This window comes from Roseibium sp., from assembly GCF_965232425.1.
Lineage (GTDB): Bacteria > Pseudomonadota > Alphaproteobacteria > Rhizobiales > Stappiaceae > Roseibium.
The window spans coordinates 295,848-319,536 of sequence record NZ_OZ246971.1; the positions used below are offsets into that span (position 1 = coordinate 295,848).

General features: G+C 61.1%; 23 protein-coding genes. 11 read left to right on the plus strand and 12 right to left on the minus strand.

Annotated features, from left to right (window positions below):
• Positions 1-104: 104 nt before the first annotated feature.
• Positions 105-1,016 (plus strand): LysR family transcriptional regulator, encoded by a 912-nt coding sequence (locus ACO08A_RS01450; protein ID WP_422039499.1) that lies wholly within the window; start codon positions 105-107, stop codon positions 1,014-1,016.
• Here ACO08A_RS01450 and ACO08A_RS01455 read toward each other — a convergent pair.
• Positions 1,013-2,551 carry a M81 family metallopeptidase gene (locus ACO08A_RS01455; RefSeq protein WP_422039500.1) on the minus strand — a complete coding sequence of 513 codons (1,539 nt, stop codon included), beginning with the start codon at positions 2,549-2,551 and terminating at the stop codon, positions 1,013-1,015. The genes ACO08A_RS01450 and ACO08A_RS01455 overlap by 4 nt on opposite strands.
• Positions 2,552-2,598: 47 nt before the next feature.
• Between ACO08A_RS01455 and ACO08A_RS01460 the strand changes: the two genes are divergently transcribed.
• Positions 2,599-3,558, plus strand: a complete 960-nt coding sequence (locus ACO08A_RS01460) for a succinylglutamate desuccinylase (protein ID WP_422039501.1) — start codon at positions 2,599-2,601, stop codon at positions 3,556-3,558.
• Positions 3,559-3,878: 320 nt separating this feature from the next.
• The gene (locus tag ACO08A_RS01465; RefSeq protein ID WP_422039502.1) at positions 3,879-5,603 is read left to right on the plus strand and encodes an adenylate/guanylate cyclase domain-containing protein; all 1,725 of its coding nucleotides are present in this window, start codon (positions 3,879-3,881) and stop codon (positions 5,601-5,603) included.
• On the opposite strand, the gene ACO08A_RS01470 is transcribed toward ACO08A_RS01465, so the two are convergent.
• Genes ACO08A_RS01470 through ACO08A_RS01490 form a run of 5 tightly spaced genes read right to left on the minus strand, consistent with a single transcriptional unit; the run spans position 5,600 to position 10,665 of the window.
• The gene (locus ACO08A_RS01470; protein WP_422039503.1) at positions 5,600-6,166 is read right to left on the minus strand and encodes a hypothetical protein; all 567 of its coding nucleotides are present in this window, start codon (positions 6,164-6,166) and stop codon (positions 5,600-5,602) included. The two genes, ACO08A_RS01465 and ACO08A_RS01470, sit on opposite strands and share 4 nt — an antisense overlap.
• A 23-nt stretch (positions 6,167-6,189) precedes the next feature.
• Complete coding sequence (locus ACO08A_RS01475; RefSeq protein WP_422039504.1) at positions 6,190-6,810, minus strand: hypothetical protein; 621 nt, start codon at positions 6,808-6,810, stop codon at positions 6,190-6,192.
• A 53-nt stretch (positions 6,811-6,863) separates the two neighbouring features.
• The gene (locus tag ACO08A_RS01480; RefSeq protein ID WP_422039505.1) at positions 6,864-8,156 is read right to left on the minus strand and encodes a hypothetical protein; all 1,293 of its coding nucleotides are present in this window, start codon (positions 8,154-8,156) and stop codon (positions 6,864-6,866) included.
• Positions 8,153-9,451, minus strand: coding sequence for a TfuA-like protein (locus ACO08A_RS01485; protein WP_422039506.1), 1,299 nt, complete (start codon positions 9,449-9,451; stop codon positions 8,153-8,155). The genes ACO08A_RS01480 and ACO08A_RS01485 overlap by 4 nt, the downstream gene beginning before the upstream one ends.
• A complete protein-coding gene (locus ACO08A_RS01490; protein ID WP_422039507.1) occupies positions 9,448-10,665 on the minus strand; it encodes a YcaO-like family protein in 1,218 nt (405 codons plus the stop codon). The genes ACO08A_RS01485 and ACO08A_RS01490 overlap by 4 nt, the downstream gene beginning before the upstream one ends.
• A 341-nt stretch (positions 10,666-11,006) precedes the next feature.
• On the opposite strand from ACO08A_RS01490, the gene ACO08A_RS01495 reads away from it, so the two are divergent.
• Positions 11,007-12,401, plus strand: coding sequence for a M20 family metallopeptidase (locus ACO08A_RS01495; RefSeq protein WP_422039508.1), 1,395 nt, complete (start codon positions 11,007-11,009; stop codon positions 12,399-12,401).
• Positions 12,402-12,435: 34 nt separating this feature from the next.
• On the opposite strand, the gene ACO08A_RS01500 is transcribed toward ACO08A_RS01495, so the two are convergent.
• The 3 genes from ACO08A_RS01500 to pcaQ form a co-directional block, all read right to left on the minus strand.
• Positions 12,436-13,044, minus strand: a complete 609-nt coding sequence (locus tag ACO08A_RS01500) for a ferric reductase-like transmembrane domain-containing protein (protein ID WP_422039509.1) — start codon at positions 13,042-13,044, stop codon at positions 12,436-12,438.
• Positions 13,045-13,066: 22 nt separating this feature from the next.
• Positions 13,067-13,555, minus strand: coding sequence for a twin-arginine translocation pathway signal (locus tag ACO08A_RS01505; protein WP_422039510.1), 489 nt, complete (start codon positions 13,553-13,555; stop codon positions 13,067-13,069).
• A gap of 216 nt (positions 13,556-13,771) precedes the next feature.
• Positions 13,772-14,692, minus strand: coding sequence for a pca operon transcription factor PcaQ (pcaQ, locus tag ACO08A_RS01510; RefSeq protein ID WP_422039511.1), 921 nt, complete (start codon positions 14,690-14,692; stop codon positions 13,772-13,774).
• Positions 14,693-14,784: 92 nt separating this feature from the next.
• Here pcaQ and pobA point away from each other — a divergent pair, with 92 nt between their 5' ends.
• The 7 genes from pobA to ACO08A_RS01545 are packed head-to-tail and all read left to right on the plus strand — an operon-like array spanning position 14,785 to position 20,714.
• The gene (gene pobA, locus ACO08A_RS01515; RefSeq protein WP_422039512.1) at positions 14,785-15,954 is read left to right on the plus strand and encodes a 4-hydroxybenzoate 3-monooxygenase; all 1,170 of its coding nucleotides are present in this window, start codon (positions 14,785-14,787) and stop codon (positions 15,952-15,954) included.
• Positions 15,954-16,754, plus strand: a complete 801-nt coding sequence (gene pcaD / locus ACO08A_RS01520; RefSeq protein WP_422039513.1) for a 3-oxoadipate enol-lactonase — start codon at positions 15,954-15,956, stop codon at positions 16,752-16,754. The genes pobA and pcaD overlap by 1 nt, the downstream gene beginning before the upstream one ends.
• The gene (gene pcaC / locus ACO08A_RS01525) at positions 16,738-17,115 is read left to right on the plus strand and encodes a 4-carboxymuconolactone decarboxylase (RefSeq protein ID WP_319386563.1); all 378 of its coding nucleotides are present in this window, start codon (positions 16,738-16,740) and stop codon (positions 17,113-17,115) included. The genes pcaD and pcaC overlap by 17 nt, the downstream gene beginning before the upstream one ends.
• A gap of 29 nt (positions 17,116-17,144) precedes the next feature.
• On the plus strand, positions 17,145-17,873 hold the full coding sequence (gene pcaH, locus ACO08A_RS01530) for a protocatechuate 3,4-dioxygenase subunit beta (RefSeq protein ID WP_422039514.1): 729 nt from the start codon (positions 17,145-17,147) through the stop codon (positions 17,871-17,873).
• A 3-nt stretch (positions 17,874-17,876) separates the two neighbouring features.
• Positions 17,877-18,497 (plus strand): protocatechuate 3,4-dioxygenase subunit alpha, encoded by a 621-nt coding sequence (gene pcaG / locus ACO08A_RS01535; RefSeq protein WP_422039515.1) that lies wholly within the window; start codon positions 17,877-17,879, stop codon positions 18,495-18,497.
• A gap of 10 nt (positions 18,498-18,507) precedes the next feature.
• A complete protein-coding gene (locus tag ACO08A_RS01540; RefSeq protein ID WP_422039516.1) occupies positions 18,508-19,347 on the plus strand; it encodes a 3-keto-5-aminohexanoate cleavage protein in 840 nt (279 codons plus the stop codon).
• Positions 19,348-19,400: 53 nt separating this feature from the next.
• A complete protein-coding gene (locus ACO08A_RS01545; protein WP_422039517.1) occupies positions 19,401-20,714 on the plus strand; it encodes a lyase family protein in 1,314 nt (437 codons plus the stop codon).
• A 5-nt stretch (positions 20,715-20,719) separates the two neighbouring features.
• On the opposite strand, the gene ACO08A_RS01550 is transcribed toward ACO08A_RS01545, so the two are convergent.
• The 3 genes from ACO08A_RS01550 to ACO08A_RS01560 are packed head-to-tail and all read right to left on the minus strand — an operon-like array spanning position 20,720 to position 23,626.
• Entirely contained in the window at positions 20,720-22,075 is a 1,356-nt protein-coding gene (locus tag ACO08A_RS01550) for a TRAP transporter large permease (RefSeq protein ID WP_421982103.1), read from the minus strand.
• Between the two features lie 7 nt (positions 22,076-22,082).
• Positions 22,083-22,592 (minus strand): TRAP transporter small permease, encoded by a 510-nt coding sequence (locus ACO08A_RS01555; RefSeq protein ID WP_422039518.1) that lies wholly within the window; start codon positions 22,590-22,592, stop codon positions 22,083-22,085.
• Entirely contained in the window at positions 22,592-23,626 is a 1,035-nt protein-coding gene (locus ACO08A_RS01560; protein WP_422039519.1) for a TRAP transporter substrate-binding protein, read from the minus strand. Before ACO08A_RS01560 ends, ACO08A_RS01555 begins: the two co-directional genes overlap by 1 nt.
• Between the last annotated feature and the right edge of the window lie 63 nt (positions 23,627-23,689).

A 23,689-nucleotide genomic window follows, 5' to 3' on the forward strand; every position in this document is an offset into this window, starting at 1 on the left:
AAAAGATGTTAGCTTGCAGAAAACTCATTGCCAATATTAAAATGTATCCATTTTTGCATAGGATAATTCAACTTTAGGACCTCCAACATCCGGAAACGCAATTCATGGCAGGCCATCGACACAGACTCCGCGAAATGGAAGCCCTGCGCGCCCTGGTGACAACAGGTACCACGCTCGCCGCCGCGCGCAGGCTTGGCGTTTCCCAATCCTCCGTCAGCCGCGCCCTCGGGCAGCTGGAACAGCGGGTCGGACGGAAGCTGTTCTTGCGCACATCCGGGCGGATCGAACCGCTGGCATCTGCCCTTCGGCTCAATGCGCAACTGGATCCGCTCTTTGAGACACTGGCCCGGATCGAAGGCGCCGAGTGGGCGGCGGCCGACGAAGAACCACTGCGATTGATCGTGCCGCCGACACTCGCCCACAACTTCATCATCCAGAGGGTGGCGGCCTTCCTCAAACAGAACCCGGGCAAGAGCCTGCAACTCGATATCCAGGCGACAGACGTCCTGGTGTCGGGCATTCTCGACCTGCGCTACGATCTCGGACTGACCAGCGCGATGATCCAGCGCTCAGGTGTCACGCTGGTGCCCTGGCGTCGTTCTCAAGTCGTCTGCGCGATGCCGAGCGGCCACCCCCTTGCGAAGAAGGACATCATCAGACCGGCGGATCTCGAGGACGTGGAGCTGATCGAGTTCCTGCGCAGGCTTGGAACCCGCGCGATTACCGAGCAGGTGTTCGCGCGCGCAGGCGTGCGCCCCAGAACGGTTGCCGAAACCGCCACGAACATGGCCGCGATCGAACTCGTCCGGGAAGGCCTCGGTGTCACCTTGCTAAACCCGTTCCCGGTCCTGTCCGGCGGCATGCCGAACATCACGGTCCGGCCATTCGACGCCCCGATCACCTACAACACCAGCTTCGTGCTCCCTTCGGGCCGTCAGCCTTCAGAACTCGCGCAGCAGTTCATGGAATACGTCAAGGTCACCACGCCACCGGATGAATATTCGGAGATTGTCTAGCCTTCGCCGCTATCGTTCCAGACCGTATCCGGATCCAGCGGGAAGCTGGGCCGGGGTATGAATTCGAAGGGCCAGCGCTCCAGCACCGGGCTCGTCAGCCCCGCCGTATCGATCTCGAAGACCTGCTCGGGTGCGAACCATCCGGAGAACCCTGCACGAAAATGTCCGCGGGACTTCACGACGACACACCTGGCGCGCTCGATTTCGAGCCCCAGCATATGGAAGAAAACCGGGTCGGCTGTCTGCGCCCGGTCAGAAATCACGACGACCCGAATGCCCCCAAGCTCAAGCGCGGCGCAGGGTCCGAGATGCATCTGCCGTCCGGCGGTCATGCCGCGTTCTCCGACAACATTTCCGTCGTGCAGCGCAAGAACCTTTGCCGGAGCCAAGAACCTTCGATCCCATTGCTCCCAGGCGGCCTTGCCGGCGTTGCGATTGAAGCAGGCGGTGAACTTGGCCCCCACCCCCAGCTTGTGGGCTTCCGCAGCAAGGTCTGGGTCGAAAAAAGACCCGTAGAGAACATTCCCGGCGCCACCGGCATGGAGCGCAGCAAGCAGTTCGGTGGTTCTGCCGGACCCGCCTCCGCCCGGATTGTCGCCTGCGTCCGAAAAGATGACCGGCGGCCCATCCGGATCGCAGGCCATCGAAACGGCCCGGTCCACGGTGCTCAGGGTTCTGACAAAGCTCTCGCGCTGCGACCAGGCGTGGTCCGCGATCTCGGCGGCCAGCTTTTGCGCCGTCTCCAGGTCATCGCGCGCCGTGACAACCACGCTCACGCCATTGTCCGGTGTGTCGGAGAAAATGAAATTGCCGAATACGGAGACATTCAGAATTGCGCCGCCCAGTTCCGCCTGACGCCGCTGGCCGTAGTCGATCAGCGCGCCGTAGGGCGCTTCAGCCGTCAGAAGGGCAACGGATGCCGGAACGATCGGCGGCTTTGCAAGTGCAATCTTCGGACGCCGGCCGGAGGCAAGGCAGCGCCTCAAGGAGAATGCGGCCTCTTCTCCGCGCTCGATCATGTCGACATGGGGATTGGTCCGGTAGCCGACGATCAGATCACAGGCCTCCGTCATCTTTTCCGAGATGTTTCCGTGCAGGTCCAGCGTGCTGATGATCAGGGTCCCGGGACCGACCAGGGCCCGAACCCGCGCCATCAGGTCTCCGTCCGGATCATGATTGTGTTCGGCAACCATGGCGCCGTGATTGCAGACATAGACCGCGTCGAGCGGCCCGGCGGCGGCAAGCTGGCTCTCGATGTTGCCCGCAATCGTCTCGAAGACGTTCTTGTCGACAGGCCCCGCCGGATGACTGGCCGCCAGGGTGCAAGGAACGGGATGCCAGGGGCCGGTGGCGTCCATCGCCCGGACGAATGCGGCAAATTCGGCGGCCAGCGACGGCGTCGCAGACCGGGCCTCGTCAAGAAGCGCCTTTCCGCCAAGCCAGGTCAGGGAACGGAAATCATGCTCATTTGCCGGGCGTGCAAACCTGTTCGATTCCAGTATCATGCCCAACAGCGCAACCTTGGGTTCCCTCACCGAAATTCCTCCGCGTATGGTTATCATCGCAAAAGGAGCACGATCCGATGGCCGAAATCAACATTCCGAACGAATACAAGGTTGAACTGACCCCGCCCGATCTGTCCCCTTACAAGACCGGCAATACCGGCATTCCCTATGTCTGGCGTTTCGAGAGCGGTGCTCCGGGGCCGAATGTGATGCTCAGCGCCATCGTCCACGGCAACGAGCCCTGCGGTGCGATCGCGCTTGACTGGCTGATGCAGCGAGACACGCGGCCCTTGGCGGGATCGCTGACGATGGCATTCATGAACATAGCCGCCTACGAGGCGTTCGATCCCGGGGACCCGAATGCGACGCGATGGATCGACGAGGACTTCAACCGTGTCTGGGACAAGGACGTGCTTGAAGGAGACCGCGACAGCGTCGAGCTTCGCCGCGCACGCGAGGTCCGTCCTTCGCTGGAAGACATCGATTTTCTTCTGGACATTCACAGCATGCAGCACCTGGCACCGCCGCTCATGATGTCGGGACGCCATGCACGGGCAAAAGCACTGGCGGCTGCCGTCGGCGTGCCGGAGAGGGTTGTCGGAGATGCGGGTCACGCGGCGGGCCGGCGCATGCGGGACTACGGCGCCTTCGATGATCCAGATGCCACGCAAACGGCGCTGCTGATCGAATGCGGCCAGCACTGGGAGGCACCCGCTGGTCTTCTTGCCCGCGAATCCGCGGCACGGTTTCTCGTGGCAACCGGTACCCTTCCGCAAGACATACTGAGTGAGTTTGCTCCCCCTTCGACGCCGCAAACGGCCTACACGGTCATCGAGGCGATCACCATCAAGAACGCAGAATTCGTTTTTGAAAGACCGTTTTCGGGTGGTGAAATCATCGCCGACAAGGGAACGGTGCTCGGATATGACGGCGGCAGACCCGTCTGCACGCCGGAGGACAATCTCATGCTCGTCATGCCGTCGAAACGCCTGTGGCAGGGACAAACGGCTGTCAGACTTGCACGGCGCGACCGCTAGTTTCGGGGCGCGCGCTCCGACAACAGCCGGTCAATCAACCTTGAATATTTCATCTATCAGTATTCACGCAATAGTAGCGCCTGCCAACCACAAATAGATACACGCAAAAGCAGACAACGCCTTCCAAAACAAAGTCTTTACCGATTTTTTCGTTGACTATGCGCCATTTTAAAATACGAAAATTCCGCCAAACATTACGTGATGCCGGACAAGTCAACGCTCTCTTTGCTTGCTGCCCGCAGTTTAATCTGGCCTGCTTTCCGGGATAGTGTTAGTTTTTATTGCATTTAAGAATTCATTGCTCTGGAGATGCGCCGCAGATGAAGCCTGTCTTGACTGCGATCCTATATGCGGATGCGGTGGGATATAGTGCACTGATCCGTCGTGACGAAATGCTCGGCATCAAGAGCATTCGCCATCACCTGCGAGAAATTGCAGATCTCATCAAGAGACATGGCGGTGAGCGCCGTGGTGGCGCGGGCGACAGCGTGCTCGCCACCTTTCCCAGCGCGCGGGCAGCCATGTCATGCGCGGTGGATATCCAGGAAAGAAAGCACAACCAGACGGACCTGCAGGACATACGCTTCCGGATCGGGATCCACACGGGTGATACGGTCGAGGCTGACGGTCAGCTGCACGGTGACAGCGTCAATATCGCAGCCCGGCTTGAACCGCTCGCACAACCCGGCGGTATCTGTGTCTCCGACACCGTGAGCAGCGAACTGCGCGGGCTGACGGACTTTCAGTTCGTCTCGCTGGGGCACCCGGAACTCAAGAACATGGGGCGGGATCTGGAGGTCTTCCGCGTGGTCGGCTTCGGCGACACGGATGCTTCAATCATCGTGCAATCAGACAGCCCGGACCAGACACTAGCCACCAGTAGCTTCCGGCCATCGGTTGCCGTGCTGCCATTCACCTGCGTAAGCGCGCGCGAAGACCTGGCTGCGCTTGCGGACGGCTTCGCCTCCGAGATCATCGGTTTCCTGACACGGTTCAGGGGTCTGGATGTCATCGCGCCGGGTTCTTCCGCGCTTGGGATCGTGACGCTGCCCGGCGACCTAATGCAGCGCCTGAAAGTGCGTTACACGGTCAACGGCAAGGTTCAGCTCACGGAACGGCGGATACGGGTCAAGGTGCATCTTTACGACGCCGAGCAGGACAAGGCCATCTGGACCGAGAGCTACGACCGGACATTCGACGATATCTTCGATGTGCAGGAAGAGATTGCCGAATGCGGAGCTGCCTCCATGGCCGTGCAGATCGAGGAAGCCGAACGCTGGCTTGCGCGGGCCCGCAATCCCGATTCCCTGAACGCTTACGCCCTGCAACTCCGGGCCAGCTCGGAAATTTTTCTGAACGAGCGGGAAACCTGCCAGGCGGGCATGAACCTGATCGGGCGCGCCCTTGAAATCAGCCCGAACTACGCCCGGTCCTATGCCGTGCTGTCGCGCGCCCATCACCTGGACTGGAAATACAGCTGGAGCAAGGATCCGGAAAAGAGTTTCCACGCGGCACACGAAGCCGCGGTGAAGGCGACGGTGGTCGACGGGTCCGACGCCAGGGGGCAGGCGGAGGTCGGCTCTGTGTCCCTTTACCGCCGGGAGCATGACCGGTCCCTTGCCGCCTATAAACGCGCGCTCGATCTCAATCCCTCCGACGCGGATATCATCGGGGAATATGCCGACACGCTGAAGCACGCCGGCGAAAAGGAAAAGGCGATCAAGCTCTTCGACCGCGCCATTCGCCTGAACCCCCTCCACGCCGATCGCTACAGGCGGGATCTGGCACACGCCCACCTCGTCAACCGCGACTTCGAAGCCGCGATCAAGACGGTCATGGAAATGTCGGACCCGACACAGGCTCTGCGCGTCCTGACCGCAAGCTCAGCCTATTTGGGCCGAATGGAAGACGCCAGGCACTGGGCCGAGGTTCTGCGCAAGAAATATCCCGGCTTCTCGGCCCGCGCCTGGGCGCATATCGTCCCCGACCGAGACCCCGCCGACACGGAAATATTTGTCGAGGGGCTGGAGCGGGCGGGGCTTTAGTCGACTCTTTTCGGGCAATCTGCGACCAACGTAAATTCGCAGTCATCTACAAATTCGTACGCACCGCTCTGTGTCTTTCTCCACGAACGCGCAACAGGGTTACTCAGGTTTCCATCATCATCTTTTGTCTTGTATGCTTCGAAAAACTTATCACCAAATCTAGTGCCACTACCAATTGCATCAATCGTAATCGGGAAAACGTATATCAGCGGATAATCCGGCGATCTTTCAGATGCAATTATTTCGAATTCGTCCATCTCTAGCGGACACGTACTGTCTTCCTGATCGCTTCTGCGCAAAATTCTTATGTACAATGTAGAGTTCGTTAACTTTGGCTCCTCGTTGATAGGCTCCTCAGGAACATGGAGCAACAGGACCATGTCGGATCCCCCTGTCTTTTTGGTAGGGTCCTCGGGGCAATCATAGATGTCATCCTCAACTGTGACCGATACAAACTCGTGGTCAGTTTCGGCAAGACACGTTTCTTCCGCAGGTGGATCCTCTTGCTGGTCCGCCTGACCCGCGTTGGCTCCATCAGGATTTTGGATGTTCTCTTCACACATTGCGACCTCCAAAAGTGTTTATTTTAATCTCCAGAACCTCGCCAACGGCGGCGTCGCGGCGGTGGCGGAGGTGGTGGTACATCGTCGCCGTCGCCCGCACCCATCGAACCGGAACGGATACTACCCAGTTCAGCTTCGAGCAAAACGCGCTCGAAAGTACCTGTTTCAGTGTCGAGGCGGATTGTGAAGTCAGCCCGATCATACAACCAAACCTTGATGTACGGCCCAAAGGAGGCTGTTTGACTGACCACACCTGAGCGGTCCGTGTAAGTCGGCATACGGCGTAAGAAGGGGTTTTCTCGACCATCAGCCCCCTCTCTGGTGAACTCAACAGGAGCACCTTTGCCATGAACCAAGAAGATTGCAGGGCGTACAAGGTTATAAAGTTGGTTTTGATACGAAAAGGCCATGATCCGAGCGAGACGTGCTTTGTTGCTGCTAAGCTGATTCACTAGGAAATCGTTTTCGCTCAGTCTCGGAGGGATAGGCCCACTCGGCAATCGGCCACCGTATGGTTTGATGCGCTTGCTCTTCGGTTTCCGCAAGACGATGTCCCACATTGGCCGACCAAAAAGCCGAATAGAGCTCTCACCAACGAGTGTGTCGTATTCACCTGACAATGGACCAGGTTTTTCATCAGCCATGTGTTACCTCCTTGCGAAGTGGCCCTAAGCGCCACGAGTTAAGTTTTTTCACCTCATTGATTCCGCACCGGGGCCAGCATGCGCGCCGAGTAGGCGTGGCTGTTCTCGTCGGGGGCGCGCAGTCTTGCGCCGACGCGGCTTTGTCCGATCCGGCGAAACAGGAAACTGTTGTCCAGCAGCCGTGACAGGCGTCCGCCCGTTCTTTCCCGGTCGATGTCGACCGTGATCCGGCGCAGATCGGAGAACGTGAAACTTTCCTTTTCAATGCGTTCCCAGATCGCGATCAGGTATTCGGCCGAAAGATCACGCACTTCCTCAAGCGCCTCTCGGAAGGCGTCAGGCGCGCGCTCGTAGGCGCGGTCGAAGCCGCGCTGCACGTGCGGTCGCAGGCCGGAATCACGCTCGGCGCGGTCGGCCAGATCCTCCAGCGCGGGCGGCACGGCGCCCATCTCCAGCAGGATCTCATGGTAGGTGTCGACGAAGATATCGAAAAAGGCCCCGATCAGCGGCTGCGCCAGCTGGTGCTCGTTTTCCCAGCCGTCGGTGAATTCGTCCAGCGTCCGGCTGTTGTTGGCAAGGCGGATCTGGGCCGAGGACGAGACTTCGCCGAACCGGCTGAACCGGTTGAACGTGTCGAGGTTGCCGCTGGTGTTTTCCAGAAGCTCGTCGATGACACTGTCGAAATGAAGCGATGCGATCAGCGCGACCCAGTCGGACGACATCTCGTGGAACGCTTCGAAGGCTTCGGGCACCGTGCCTGGCACGAACGGGCCGGTCATGGCGACCAGAATGGCGTGGCCGATCTCGTGGGCGATGATGTCGAAATTAAGCGCGTAGGGCAGCAGATGCCCGGTTTCGTCCCGCCGCGCACCGGTCTCCAGATAGCCGTACCCCATGTGGGCGTTCGCCCAGGTCTCGATCATCGAAAGCTCCAGCCTCTCGTAGTCGGACTGGAAGTGCCAGGGAATTTCCTCGCCGAGATACGCCTCCCAGACATCCAGCGTGAAGCGCACGGCGCCGAACAGATGCACGGCGGCGAAGGCAGGATCGTCTGGCGGGATGTGATCGAAGTGTCCGCCCGGCCCAGGGCGCGGCGGCGGCACGACAGGCCCGTCCCACGGCGGCAGGTACAGCGTTTCGCCGATCGGACCGGGAACAAGGCCGTAAGGCATCTCCTTGCCGACCGGATTGACGGCATACATGCGGTGATCCGACGGCCCAGGGCCCAAACTGCCCGCGGGGCTCGAAACCCTCACCGTCACCAGCCGGCCCGGCTCACCGTCGAGCGGGGGATGAGTATAAAGACGGAAGCGTGTTCCCTCTCGCTGACGCAACGTCGGTCTCATGCGGCGTCCTCCCGGGCACGGGCACGCTCGAATTCGCGCCTGAGAAGCCGATGCAGCGCCGCACGGTCCGGAAGGCCGAGGCTGCGCGCAAGGTTGTCCGCGTCGTCCGTCGGCAGGGCGAGCTTGCGCGTCTGGCAGAACCAGTCGAGAAGGTCACGCAGGTCGAAATCGGCGAAGGCTGCCGGAACGCTCATGCGCCGGTCACCGAGAAGTTCCGCCTTGGTTTCGGCGCGCTCAAGATAGTCTTCAAAGAGGCTGTCCGCCCGGAGTTCATCCAGCACGGCGGGCGCCAGCTCACGGGCAGCCCTGTCGAGCGCTTCCTCGAGTGCCTCGTCGGCGGACAGAAAGGCCGCAAGCCTTGCTTCGCAAGCGTCGTTTGCCTCAAGCCAGCCGTGGAACTGCGCCGCCGTGCCAAGGCCGAGGTCGGAGCGCAGCGCCTCGATCAGCTGGCCGTCCCGGTCCGAAGAGACGGTGTCGGCCGCCCTGCGTGCAAACGCCCGCAGCAGGCGCTCCCGATAGCGCACGGGATCCAGACGCAATTCGTCCAGCACGGCACGCTCGGTTTCGCTCAACCCGTCTTCAGTGTTCTCGTGGCGGGCTTCAAGGGATTTCCAGTGATGGGTTCGCTGCAGCTCGAATTCGGCGCGGAAAGGCGGCAGACCGGCGTCCATCGCCTCACCGAGGGCAGCAATCAGTTCTGCCGCGTCCGCCTTCTTTGCATCAACACGCCTGCGGCCAAGCGCCGAGACTTTCTCGCCAAGCGCCCCGGCACCCAAGGCATCACGAAGTGATTTCCAGGTGAGCTGCGCATAGGGAATTTCCCTTGCGGCGACCAGGATCTCCGCCGCCTCCCCTGCGGAAATGTCGCCTTCGCCCTGCGCAACCTTCAAGGTTTCGCGGATGTTCACCAGCGGCTCGTTCAACGCCGGATAACCGAGTTCCGCAGGCCCGTGCTGCACGGCAACCTCGTGATCGTCAACGAGCAAACCATCCCGGTACGCACGATAAATCCCGCCGATGCCGCGCATGCCGAACCGATCGCATTCCGCTGCACGAAGCGCTCCCATGCTGGCCGCTCCCCAGACATGCACGCCCTGCTCCAGTGCAAAGAGGATCTCCTTGTGCTGCACGGTCTGGAATTCCTGGAATCCGGCGTCCACGAGCGCGATGAGCTCAGCCCCGCGCCTAACGGCCCTGTAGACGTCGCCCGCAACTGCGGGCGGGCATTGTTCAACACCCTCCGGCAGGGCGACGTCGGCCGGCAAACTCGGCCCGATGAACATCACCACCTTCATTGGGCCACCTCGTATCCGAGCAGTCCCGGCGCAATCACCCTCACGACGGAAAATCGGGGATCATCCGACAAATCAACGGCCACGACCGGCCGGTGCCCGGCCCCGGACACGGCGGCAACCAGCAGATCGAGATCCTGATCGAGGCTGTCGGTCGCCAGATCCGGAAGATCAGCGAAGGATGTCTTGTCGCCCTGAACAGGTTCGGTCAGCCAGCGCGCCCGGATACCCTCGGCTGTGCCGAACTGCCCGCTCTTCAGGTCATCGCGCGCGCCCGAAATCCGCGTCAGCCGCGCCTGGGCCGCCTCGGTCAAAGCACGGCAGAGCGCAACAGACCGGCTGGCGTGGCAACCTGCGCCAAACCCGGGCGGGATCGACGTATTGCGGCTGTCGGCTATGGCTGCGACACAGGTGGCAATTCCGGTCTCGCCGGTTGCGTTCCAGACACGCACCGCGATCTCCGCGTCGCGGAACTGCTCCAGCAGACGTTGCGCGGACGGATCCTGCACGGACTGAAGATCGATTATGCGCGCCGCACGGACTTCCGGTGCAACCCTCGCAAGTGTTGCCGTGTCGTGCCGCTCAACGATTTCGCACACGCCGTGGATCAGGGCCTCTGTCCGGGTGCCCCCGGACGCCAGCCCATTCGTGGAAACGGGAAACTTGGTCCCGCGCACCTGCGCGTCGTCCGTGAAACACGTATGGACGAGATCGAAGGGAACGGCGACCGGTTCTTTCGTGGCCAGATCGGTTCCTTCGCACCAGAATATCGAGGCAGCGCCCAGCGGCCGGCCAAGGAACCCATCAAGTGCCGAAGGGTCCATGGCATTCGGAACCCTGTCCCGTGCTCCGAACAGAAGCGGCGCCATTGGATTTTCGGCATGCCAGAGTTCGATCGCCTCCATCACTCCGGACAGTTCAGCAGCCTCCCGGGTACATCCTTTTCCCTGCGCGACCGAGAGGCCCTTTGCATTCGGACGAATGACCGCAAAAACCTCAACGCCGATCCGATCGAGGCCGGTGATCCGCGCAACCCGGGTGATCCCATACTTGCCGAGTTCGCCTTCAAGCGACTTCAGCAGGTGACCGGGGTGATGGGCACGATGCGTACCTTGAAGGAAACCCTTGGAATCGTCGTGATCAAGGTTGCACTCGGGGTGAACGGACGGCTCTGCGCCCGTTGCAAGTGTCGCGATGCTGAGACTGTCACTCGCCATTCGACCCCCCGATCCGAAAACAGTATGACTTCCACTCCTGTAAACTTCAAGTTGAATGTAAATTTTAGATAAATCTGTTCCAGAACATATCTAATTTACAAATAGATAGAGACTCGTTCGGAAGCGTTTTTTGCCTCGACTCCTCGATTTTTTTCCTCTTCAGTTGCGAAAGGAATTTTTCAAACTCTAGGGAAAATTCAATTGCAACTGGCTTGTTCCGCTACTGCATCGATCTTGATGATCTGCTGTAATTGAATGACTTGGATATGACCCCTAATACGTGTATTTCAAATTGTTCGCAGGTCCTTAGAATTCATCGCATTGCCCGGAGGTTTTCATTTATGCCAACACGTGAGGCCGCGATCGAAGCGGCGGTGACCTATTTCGACGCGGGAGGGTTCAAGGCCGACCTGGCCGAGCAGGTGGCGATCCCGACTTCCAGCCGCGAAGAAGACCATCGGCACGATGTCCTGCGGTATCTGGACCTGATGCGCGCACGTTTCGAAGCAATGGGGTTTGGCGTTGAAATCCATCCCAATCCGGCCCTCGAACGCGCCCCCTTCCTGGTGGCAAAGCGCATCGAGGATCCGGCTCTGCCCACCCTGTTCTGTTACGGTCACGGCGACACCGTGCCCGGCGAGGAAGGGCGCTGGAGTGAGGACCGCGATCCATGGACGCTCGATGTCGCTGAAACAGCATCCGGCGAGCGCTGGTACGGCCGCGGCACTGCCGACAACAAGTCCCAGCATGCCATCAACATGGAAGCCATGCGCCACGTCATCGAAACGCGGGGCCATCTTGGATACAACGTCACGTTCCTCATCGAGACGGCAGAGGAAATGGGATCTGCCGGACTGTCCGACTTCTGCCGGGAAAACCGTGACATGCTCGCGGCCGATCTCCTGATCGCTTCAGACGGACCGCGCTTTTCAACCGACGGCCCGGATATCAAGCTGGGTACGCGCGGCGGTCTGAACATCCGCTTTCGACTGGAGTACCGCGAAGGTGGCCACCATTCCGGGAACTGGGGCGGACTGCTGGCAAATCCGGCGATCGTGCTGATGCATGCGCTCACCACCCTGGTCAGCCGGAACGGCCAGATCCTGCACCCCGGCCTGAAACCGGACCGCATCAAGAATTCCGTGCGCGAAGCGCTCGGCAGCATCACGGTCAGTTCCGGCCCCGGCGATCCGGAGATCGATCCGTGGTGGGGCGAACCGGGGCTCAGCAGCGCCGAGAAAGTTTTCGGCTGGAACACGTTCGAAGTTCTGTCTTTCATCACGGGCGATCCGGAAAGCCCTCAAAACGCCGTCCCGCCCTTCGCGGAAGCCATCTGCCAGATCCGCTTTGTTGTCGACACCGATCCGGATACCGTTCTGCCCCTGATCCGCAAGCATCTCGAAGACGAGGGATTTGAAGGCATCACCGTGGAACCGGCCCGGATGTTCATGCTGCGTGCCTCACGACTGGACCCGGAACACCCGGCGGTCGGCTGGGCGGTCAAATCCATGGAGCGCACGACCGGGAAACCGGTCACGGTCATTCCCAATGCAGGCGGTTCCCTGCCCAACGGCGTGTTTCTCAACATCATCGGCATGCCGACGCTGTGGGTGCCGCACAGCTACACCGGCTGCTCCCAGCACGCTCCCGACGAGCATGTCCTGCCGCACCTGATGAAGGAAGGGCTCGAGATGATGACCGGTCTCTTCTGGGATCTCGGCGACGGCTTTCCGTGACCATCCGCAGCGACGTCCCCCGCCGCGCGCGGTCTCAAGCACTTCGTTTCAGACGAAGCGGAAAAAGCTTCAGGTCGGCAACAACCTTGAGGAAGGCCACTATGGCGAGGGCGCAAAGCGCGACCTTGCTTGTCGTCTCCATCGTGCCCTCGATCAAAAGAGCATGGATCACCGTGCCGGCGACAATCACGAGCGCGAACGCTGTATGGGCCAACCGCCATGTGCGTGGCCGCACCCGCAGCTTCCGGCGAAACAGCGCGAGGAGCGCACTCAGGAACACTGCCCACATGGCGAGCACGCCCCATACGGAAAACGGTGTCGGTGAACGGAACAGCAAGGCGTCAACAACATCCGGCGGGCTGGTGATCCACAGGCCGGCAACATGGACGATCACGACGAAAACCAGAAGCACGCCGGTCCAGCGGTGAAGAACACGGCCGCGCGGTGCGGCAAGCCCGGGCAGATAACCACCGGCCAAAAGCGGCTGTAGGAGCAGAAGAATGAGCGCGACAATGCCTGCGAACCCGGCGGCGATATAGACCGGCTGGCGCCATTGCAACAGCGGGCTTTGCGCCGCTGCCACAAGCGGGACAAGCACGATCCCTGCAAGGGCAATCCAGATCAGGATCGCACGCAGCCGCATCGAGCTTCGCGTTCCCGATCGATCAGGCAGGCCGAAGCACGAAATGTGCTTCGAGACTGGTGTCTTTCGCGCTCGGCATGACGGGTCTCAGAAACACGGTCTCGAACTCGTCGCTGTCATAGGCCAGATGGGCATGGGGCTGTCCGAACGCCGGCACGATCTGGGGCATTTCGAGACGAAACACGCCGTTTTCGTCGGTCAGGGTCGCCCCGTGAGAGCGTGCATCGCGCTCATGTCCCTCGGTCGTGTGCGCCCAAATCTGGATACGCTGACCGGCAAGCGGTGCGCCGTCACCGGCGCGGCGCACCGTTCCGGACATCCAGAAACCGCCGCCGCCGATCCGGTCGACGATCGGTGCACCGGGCCGATAGTTGTTGGACCCACCGCGCATCGATCGTGTCGGCGCGAGGCCCTGGGCACGGGCAGGAACAATGAGGCCGGACATCCCGGTCACCGCAACAGCGCTACCTGCGGCAAGCAGCTTCCGGCGGGTGAACAGGTCGTTGGTCATCTGTGGTCTCCTATCGGACAGAAATTGCACCGCCGAAGTCTCTAAGGCGGTCTGTTCTCAGTGCTCAGATATAGTGCGATTGTGTCGATTTCCGAGACCGGGCCAACGGAACGTGCGGCACTGGGCTCACGGTTTCGTGAAGTCGCTTTGCAAGTCCCCGGCGCACGGCGCGTTTCCACTCGGGTTCGGTCAGCGCGCCGCCACCCGGATGCCGGTTCACGACGACAGAGACAACTCCTTGATGACCGTTTGCACCGCAAGCATGAAAATCTGCACCTCCGGCGTTTGCGGCGCGTTCGGCCGGGTCATGAGGCCCACTGGCCCCTTGGTGATATCGCTGTCGAAGGGCAGGCGGACCAGAGAGCCGTCCTCGGTCTCGGTCTGAACCACACCGGACGAAATGATCCAGACAGCGTCGGTCTGGCGGGTATAGAGCCGCCCGAATGCGCCCGAAACGCTTTCGATCCGGTGGGGGATCTCGCCAACGCCGTTTGCAATCATGAAGCGTTCGACCAACGGGCGGATTGCAGCCCCTTCGGGAGGATAGATCACGGGCCAGTCGACGATGCGCTTCACATCCGGGCTGTCAAGCAGCGGGTGCCCCTTGCGCACGACGAGATCGACCCGCTCGGAGTAGAGCTGTGTGAAGGAGACGCCCTCCATCGAATCGGGACGGCCCAGGCGCCCGATCACCAGATCAAGCTCACCCAGTTTCAGTCTTTCAATGAGAAAGCCGTGCGGCCCGTCCATGATCTTGACCAGGACGTTCGGCGCAAGCTCCGTGAATTCGCGGATCAGCGGCGGAATGAAGCTCGCGGCAACGCTCGGCAGCGCGCCCACCTTCAAGGTTGCACGTGCCTGCTCGCCCTCCTTCTCGACGCCATCCAGACCCTGCTGAAGGCTCGCGAGCGAAATCTGCGCGAAATGCAGAAAGACCTTTCCCTGCTTCGTGAGTGCGATGCCGGCCCTGTTCCGCGTCATGAGCGAGGCGCCGATGATTTCCTCCAATTCCTTCAGCGTCTTGGATATGGCCGGTTGCGTGAGCGACAGCTTGTCGGCGGCCAGCTTCAGGCTGCGTTCATGCGCGATCTCCACGAAACACTGGATGTGGCGGAACTTGATGCGGCGATCGATCATTTAGTTTCCAATTCGAGAAACAAAAAGGCGTGTTATCTCATTTTACTTCTCAATTTCGGACATTCAATATAGGAGGAACAGAGGAGGAAAGCATGCGCACTCAGGTTGTCATTGTAGGCGGCGGGCCGTCCGGTCTGCTGCTCGGACAGCTGCTCCACAAGCACGGCATCGAGACGGTCATTCTTGAGCGCAAAACGCGGGAGTACGTCCTTGCGCGCATCCGGGCCGGCATTCTTGAAACCGGGCTGGTCAACATGATGCGCGAAGCGGGCGTCGCGGAGCGTATGGACCGCGAGTGCTTCGTTCATCACGGGACGTGCATTTCCTACGAAAACGAGATGTTCGACATCAACTTTCAGAAGCTGATCGGGCAAAACGTCATCGTCTACGGCCAGACGGAGGTGACGCATGATCTTTACGATGCGCGGGCGGCGGTCGGCGCGAAGACCATTTTCGAAGTCGAGAATGTGCGGATTTGCGATGCGGACCGGGACGCGCCTTATGTCACGTTTCATGCAGACGGCGCCGAGCAGCGCCTCGACTGCGATTTCGTCGCCGGTTGCGACGGGTTTCATGGCGTCAGCCGGAAAACGATCCCAGAGACGGTGCGCAGGGAATACGAAAAGATCTTTCCGTTCGGCTGGCTCGGTATCCTGTCCGAGACGCCGCCCGTCCACGAGGAGCTGATTTACGCCAATTCCACGCGGGGATTTGCGCTCTGTTCCATGCGAAACGAGAACCTGTCGCGCTACTACGTCCAGTGCGAGCTCACCGACAAGGCCGAGAACTGGAGTGATGAGGCCTTCTGGGACGAGCTGAAACGCCGTCTGCCGGAAGCGATCGCGGAAAAGCTCGTCACCGGACCTTCCATCGAGAAATCGATCGCGCCGCTGCGTTCATTCGTGACGGAACCGATGCGCTGGGGACGCCTGTTCCTGTGCGGCGATGCTGCCCATATCGTTCCGCCGACCGGGGCGAAGGGACTGAACACTGCGGCATCGGACGTGCACTATCTCTCCGAAGCCCTGGTTCGGCACTATCGCGACAACGAAGACGAGGGCATCGAGCATTATTCCGAGAAGGCGCTGGCGCGGGTCTGGAAGGCGGAGCGCTTCAGTTGGGCGACGACCAATCTGCTGCACCGTTTTCCGGACCAGACGCCGTTTGACCTCAAGATGCAACGGGCGGAAATCGAGTCCCTTCACTACAACGAAATCGCGCAGAGATGGTTTGCGCAGAATTATGTGGGACTGCCCTACTGATGAACATCGCGCGGCTCAAGTCTGTCGACCTTCACTGGCGGGAGGATGGAGATCCGGCCGGTGTTCCGGTTGTCTTCGGCAATTCCCTGGGAACCGATCTGCGCCTCTGGGACAAGATCATCCCGCTGTTGCCGGCCTCGGGGCTGCGCCTGATCCGTTTCGACAAGAGAGGCCATGGTCTTTCCTCGTGTCCAAAACCGCCCTATTCGATGGAAGCACTTTGTGAAGACGCGGAAGAGTTATTGCAGCAGATCGGGATAACAAGCTGTATTTTCGTGGGTCTTTCCATTGGCGGCTGCATCGGACAACTCCTGGCCAGCCGCCGGCCGGACCTTGTGAAAGGCCTGGTTCTTTCCAACAGCGCGGCAAAAATGGGGACCACGCAAATGTGGGAAGAGCGGATCGAGCGCATTCACACAGGCGGCATGGAATCGATTGCGGACGCCGTGCTTCAACGCTGGTTTGGAGACGCGTTCCGCCGGACGGACGAGGCCATCTTGTGGCGTAACATGATGACCCGGACCCCGGCGGACGGCTACACGGGCTGCAGCGCGGCGCTTGCAGCAAGCGACCTCACCGCGTCCACGTCAAAGCTCACCTTGCCGGTTCTCGGGATCGGCGGCGAATACGACCTGGCAAGCCCGCCGGACATCGTCAGGGCGACGACGCAACTCATTCCGGGCAGCCGGTATGTCGAAATCGCCGATGCCGGGCATCTGCCTTGCGTGGAACACCCGCAGGATTACGCGGGCCATCTGATGACTTTTCTGAAGGAGGATCTCCATGTCGGAACGCTATGACCGCGGCATGGACGTACGCCGCGCCGTCCTGGGCGACGATCATGTCGACCGCGCGGAAAGCTGCAAGACGGAGCTGGACCGTCCCTTCCAGACCCTGATCACCGAGAGCGCATGGGGGAACGTCTGGTCATCCGACGGCATCAGCCCGCGCGAACGCTCCATGCTCACGCTTGCACTGCTGGCAGCACTCGGTAACTTCGAGGAAATTCCGATGCATATCCGGGCAACGCAGCGCACCGGAGCAAGCAAGCAGGATGTCCTGGAGGCCTTTCAACATGTGGCAATCTACGCCGGCGTGCCGCGGGCGAACCAGGCCCTTAAACTTGCCAAACAGACATATGCCGAGATGGAAGCCGAGTAGGCTCCGCCGGCATCTCAGGAGAGGAACCGATGCTCAAACCGGGTGAATACCACCAGCGCGACCGAGACCGCCAGCCGCCCGCCCTGACGCCGGACTACAAGACGTCCGTGTCGCGGTCGCCGCAATATGCCCTGATCAGCCTGGAGAACACGGTCTCGGAAATCACCGGGCCCGTTTTCGGACACAACGACATCGATCCGCTCGACAGGGATCTGCTGCACAACTACGCCAAGCCGGGGGAAAGCGCGATCGGGGAACGTATCATCCTGCACGGACGCGTCCTCGACGAGAACGCCAGACCGGTACCGAACACCCTGGTGGAAATCTGGCAGGCCAATGCCGGTGGACGCTACCGACACCGGAAGGACACTTACCTTGCCCCGATCGACCCGAATTTCGGCGGCTGCGGCCGGACGCTGACCGACGAAAACGGCTATTTTTGCTTCCGCACCGTGAAACCGGGAGCCTACCCCTGGCGGAACCGGGTGAACAACTGGCGGCCGGCGCATGTGCATGTGTCGATCTTCGGATCCGCATTCTGTCAGCGTCTCATCACCCAGTGCTACTTCGAGGGCGACCCCCTGATACCGATCTGCCCGATCGTCAACACCATTCCCGACCCGGACGCGATCGAGCAGCTCACGGCGAAACTGGACCTCAATGCGACCATCCCGCTCGACACGATTGCCTACAAGTTCGACATCGTCCTGCGCGGGCGCCGGTCGACCCTGTTCGAGAACCGCCTGGAAGGGAACTGAGACATGCCGCAGGAACTCTCCTATCTGAAGGAATCGGCGTCGCAAACGGCAGGTCCCTACGTCCATATCGGTCTCGCTCCGGGTGCGGCCGGTTTCGATATCTACGCGCATGAACTCGGCTGGGACATCGCCGGTCCGAATGCCAAGGGCGAACGCATCCGCGTCGAAGGCGTGGTGACAGACGGCATGGGCTCGCCCATCAAGGATGTTCTGCTGGAAGTCTGGCAGGCCAATGCGGACGGGAACTTTGCCCATCCCGAAGGCGGCGGTCCCGTTGAAGACGGGTTCCGTGGCTGGGGCCGTGTCATCACCGATTTCGACACGGGCGAATGGGGCTTCGACACCGTCAAACCAGGCCTCTGCCCTGGCCGCAGTGGAAGCGTTCAGGCACCGCATCTGAACCTTTGGCTGGTCTCGCGCGGGATCAACATCGGTTTGAACACGCGCATGTATTTTGACGACGAAACGGACGCAAACGCCAAGGACCCGGTGCTGAACCTGATTGAATGGGAGCGCCGCCGGGCGACCCTGATCGCAAAAAGAAGTGTACGGGACGGGAAAATCGTTTACCGGTTTGATATCAAGCTCCAGGGCGAGGACGAGACGGTCTTTTTCGACATCTGAGACAAGAACAATGACAAAACCCTGCATCATCTGCGCAGCCATCACCGGATCGGTGGCAAGAAAGGAAAACAATCCCGCCGTGCCGATCACGGTCGCGGAACAGCTGGAGAGCACGCACGAGGCCTTCGAGGCCGGAGCTGCCATCGTTCACGCACATGTGCGGAACGACGATCAGTCGCCGAGCTCGGATCCAGAGAAATTCGCGCGTTTGAAGGAAGGCCTGGAGAAGCATTGCCCCGGCATGATCATCCAGTTCTCGACAGGCGGGCGCTCCGGCGCGGGAGAGGCGCGCGGCGGCATGCTGCCGCTCAGGCCGGACATGGCGTCGCTGTCGGTCGGATCCAACAATTTCCCGACACGGGTCTACGAGAACCCGCCGGATCTTGTTGACTGGCTGGCCGGCGAGATGCGGACCAACAGCGTCAAACCCGAGATCGAGGCCTTCGATCTCAGCCACATCCATCAGGCGGCGGCGATGAACAGGGACGGCCGGATACCGGGCAGGCTCTACGTGCAGTTCGTCATGGGTGTGAAAAACGCCATGCCCGTCGACCGCGACGTCTTCGACTATTACATCAAGACGGTTGAGCGGTTGGTCCCTGATGCGGACTGGTGCGCAGCGGGCATCGGCGCCAATCAGCTGACTGTCAACGAGTGGTGCATCGCGGCCGGTGGCCACACCCGGACCGGGCTTGAGGACAACGTGCGCCTGGACCGGGAAACGCTTGCGCCGTCGAATGCAGCGCTGGTGAAGCGCGCCGCGGACCTTTGCGAAAAATACGAGCGTCCGGTCGCGACCTGGCGCCAAGCCCGCGAGATCCTGGACCTGCCACTCAGGGCCGCGGCTTGACGCTGCGCTCCGCCTGGCTCTCAATTGAGGGCAAATCCCAGTAGTTGAGAGCCATGCCCGTTTCCCTTTTTTCCAGCCAAATCCATTCCGGTCTCTTTGCGGACGCAGATCTCGCGCAAGTGTTCGGCGATGCCGGTGATATCGCGCAGATGGTCCGTTTCGAACAGGCGCTTGCCGTGGTCCAGGGGCGGCTCGGGATCATTCCCGCAGATGCGGCAGCAGGGATCGCCGAAAGCCTCCAGGAGGCCGCGCCGGACCCTGCCAGCTTGCGTGAGGGAACCACGGCTGCAGGCGTCCCCGTGCCTGCGCTCGTCGCCGAGTTACGCAAGACAGCCGGAGATGAAGCCGGGACGTGGCTCCACTGGGGCGCGACCAGCCAGGACGTCATGGATACGGTGCAGATGCTGCAGGCCAAGACCGCGCTCGATATCTTGCAGGCCCGGCTCGACCGCCTGATCGATACGCTGGAAGCGCAAAGCAACCTGCATGCGGACCGGTTGCTGGCCGGACGGACGCGCAGCCAGGTGTCAACACCGGTGACCCTCGGCTACAGGATCGCGCAGTGGGCTCATCCGCTGATCGATGCGCGCAACGAGATGGCCGCGCTCCGCCAAAATGCCCTCAAGGTCCAGTTCGGCGGCGCGTCCGGGGTGAATAGCGCCATTGCACCGGATGGCACGCGCGTTGCGGAGGCCCTGGCATCCGAACTCGGGCTCGGCGACGCACCTTCGTGGCACACCGACCGGACGCCGGTCCTGCTCCTGTCCGGCTGGCTGCAGCGCATTTGCGTTGCGCTTGCCAAGATGGCTGGCGACCTGATCCTGATGGGCCGCTCGGACATCAGCGAATTGGCCAGCGGAACAGGTGGCGGCTCGTCCACCATGCCGCAGAAATCGAACCCTGTTCAGGCGGAAACCATCCAGGTTCTTGGCCAGATCGCCAATCATGCGCACAGCGCTCTGGCCGCCGCCGCAGATCCGCTGGAGGAACGCGACGGAACGAAGTGGCCGCTGGAATGGATGATGCTGCCGCAGATGTTTCTGGCAGCGGGCTCGGCCCTCAATCATGCGCAGGGACTGTCGGACAGCCTGCGGCCGAACGAAACGGGCCTCGACGCGAGCCTGGCCGACAACCCGGAGATCATGGCCGAAGCGGCGAGCTTCGCACTCGCCAGGGCGGGCGTTTCACGATCCGAGGCGAAGGATCTGGTCGCCAGGGCCGCTGCTGAAAATGCTCCCTTCCCCGAAGCACTTGCCAAGCTCAGTTCCGCCGGGATCGACTGGACCGCGGTGCTGGACCCCCGCTCCGCGATAGACCCTTGCAAGGAAATGTCCCGCAGGATTTTCGCGAAACGTTCCGAACCCTAAAGCAACTATCTCAAGACTTGCGGCAGCCAGAGCGTGATCGCCGGGAAACTGACCAGCAGGATCACCCGGAGAACCTCCGCGCCGAAGAACGGCACGACGCCCTTGAAGGTCTCGATCATCGGCGTGTCGCGCGCGAGTGAGGAGATCACGAACACATTCATACCGACCGGCGGCGTGATCAGGCCGAGTTCCACGACGATAAGGGCCAGAATGCCGAACCAGATCTTCAGATCCTCGGTGCTCATGCCGAAGCCCGCACCATCCGCGCCCTGATAGATGCCGCCGTTGATCTCGACCAGTACCGGCCAGAAGAACGGGATCACGAGGAGGATCATGGAGAGGCTGTCCATCAGGCAGCCGAGGAAGATCAGCGCGATCAGCAAGATGATCAGAACCGTCATCGGTTCTAGACCGGAGCCCGCGATCCAGGCAGCCGTCTCCTGCGGCAGTCCCACGCGGGACATGAAGATCTTCAGGAGTTCTGCGCCCAGAATGATCAGGTAGATCATTCCGGACGTGCCGGCCGTTTCCTTGAGTGCCGCAACGAAGTCCGGACGGGATAGCTTGCGCTGCACCAGCCCGAAGAAAAGAACGAGAAACACACCGACCGCCGCCGCCGGAGTCGGATTGAAGAAGCCGAAATAGATGCCGCCGATGACAAGTCCGAAAATGACCAGGACGGGGATCATGCCGATGGTCGCCTCGACGAACTCGCTGCTGCTGGCGACGCCTCCCTTTGGACCGGACGCCGGTTTGATGGCGACATAGACCGCGATCGTCAGGAGAAAAAGGACAACGGCCAGAAGGCCCGGCAGGAACGCTGCCATGAACATGGTGACAATGTTCGCCTCGACGATGACCGCGTAGATGATCAGGACGACGGATGGCGGAATGAGGATGCCCAGCACGCCGCCGGCCGCCAGGGTGCCGGTCGCCAGTGCGCCGGAATAGTTGTAGCGGCGCAGTTCGGGAAGCGCGACCTTGCCCATGGTGGAGGCGGTCGCGAGCGAGGAACCGCAAACGGCGCCGAACCCGGCGCATCCGGCGATGGCGGCCATGGCCGTTCCGCCGCGCATCCAGCCGAGCCAGGCATTCGCTCCCCTGAAGAGGGCCTGGCTCAGGCCGATCTTGGAGGCAATCGCCCCCATCAGGACGAACATCGGGACGACCGACAGATCGTAAATGGAGAACTGGCCGTAGGCCAGGGTCTTGAGCTGGCTGAGCACGAGGGCCGGACCGTTCAGCATCATCGTGCCGACACCGCCGACCAGGATCATCGCATAGGCGATCGGTATCCGGATCGCGATCAGGAAGACGAGTACGGCCAGCGCACCGAGGCCGAGGACAAGAGCGTCCGTCATGCTGTGATCATCCTTTCGACAGAGCGCTTGCGTCTCGCAGCAGGGTCACAATCGCCGCGACGGCGAGCAGCGCGAGCGAGACGAGGATCGGAATGAAGGCGATCCAGTGCGGGATCTGCAGAATGGTGGTCGTGTAGTCGTATTCTTTCTGGTCGAGCATGCCGAAATACATGCGCCAGATCAGCAGGCTTGCGAACCCGAGCGCGACCAGAGATCCGAGCAGCGTGAAAAACGCGATCGTTCTCTTGGAAGCCCCAGAGGTGAAAATGTCCGCGGATACATTCGCTCCGACCAGCTGGCAATAGGGCAGGAAGGTGAACACCGCGACCGCCACGCCCATCTCGGTTAGCTCGAAATCGCCGGGAAACGGCTTTCCGAAAACCGATCCGATGATCGATACCATGTTCACGCCAACAACGGCCAGAAGCAGCAATCCCCCCAGGAGCGCCCAAACCGTGATCAGCCGGCTGGCAGCCCCGACAAGTCCGGAGCTGCCCTGTTGAATGTCATCCGTCATCAGTTGGACGCGTTGTTGGCAACAGCCGCCCTGGCTTTTCCAACCAGCGCGGTTCCGTCGATTCCCTTTTCGCCAACTTCCGCGACCCAGCGATCGACGACAGGTGCCAGGACTTCGTTGAAGGCGGCGGTTTCTTCAGGCGACAGCGTGATATGCGTGTTGCCGGCCTTGGTTGCGAGCCCGATGCCGAAATCATCGGCGCCGGCCCAGATGTTGCCGACTTCCTTGGCCCAGACCTCGTCGGACGCATCGCGGAACGCCTGTTTCACATCATCGGGCAACGCGTCCCAGCGGGCCTTGTTCATGGACACCTGGAAAACAGTCGTCCCGAAGCGTTCCTTGTCCGCGCCCTCGATCTGGTATTCCGTCTGTTCCTGGATCTTGAGCGGCGGAATGATCTCCCAGGGGATCATGGCCCCGTCGATGACGCCCTTCTGAAGGGCCGTCGGCAGTTCGGGAACCGGCATGGCCACCGGCGACGCGCCGAGCGCCTCGATCACCCAGGCACCCGTCCGTGTCGGAATGCGGATTTTCTTGCCTTCAAGGTCGGTGGGTTTGCGAACCTCGGTATCCGTCATGTGAATGCCCTGGCCTGCGTGAACATGCAGGAACATGACCTCGACACCCTTGTAGTCGTCCTTCAGATCGCTTTCGAAAAGTTCCTTCAGGGCAAGGTTCGTCGCGGCCGTATCGTTCTTGTGAACGCCGGGCAGTTCAAACACCTCCGAGCGCGGAAAGAGACCGGGCGTATACCCGTTCACCGTCCAGACAAGGTCAACGACACCATCGCGGACCTGGTTGATCAGTTCCGGCGGACGGCCACCGAGCGTCATGGCGGGATAGATCTCGATGGACACCTTGCCGCCGGAGTTCTCTTCGACCCGCTTTGCCCACGGCACCAGCATCTGCGCGTGCGCGGGCGCTTTTTCACCGATGAAGTGATGCAGCTTGAATTCGTGATCCGCAGCCGCTCCGGGCGTTGCACCCAGTGCCAGCAGGGCGGCGCCCAGAACCAGTTTCTTGAGATGTCTCATGTTCTCTCCTCCACTCGGATACCGGTTACGGATCCGTATTCTTATTCCTGCGTTGTTCTTGCG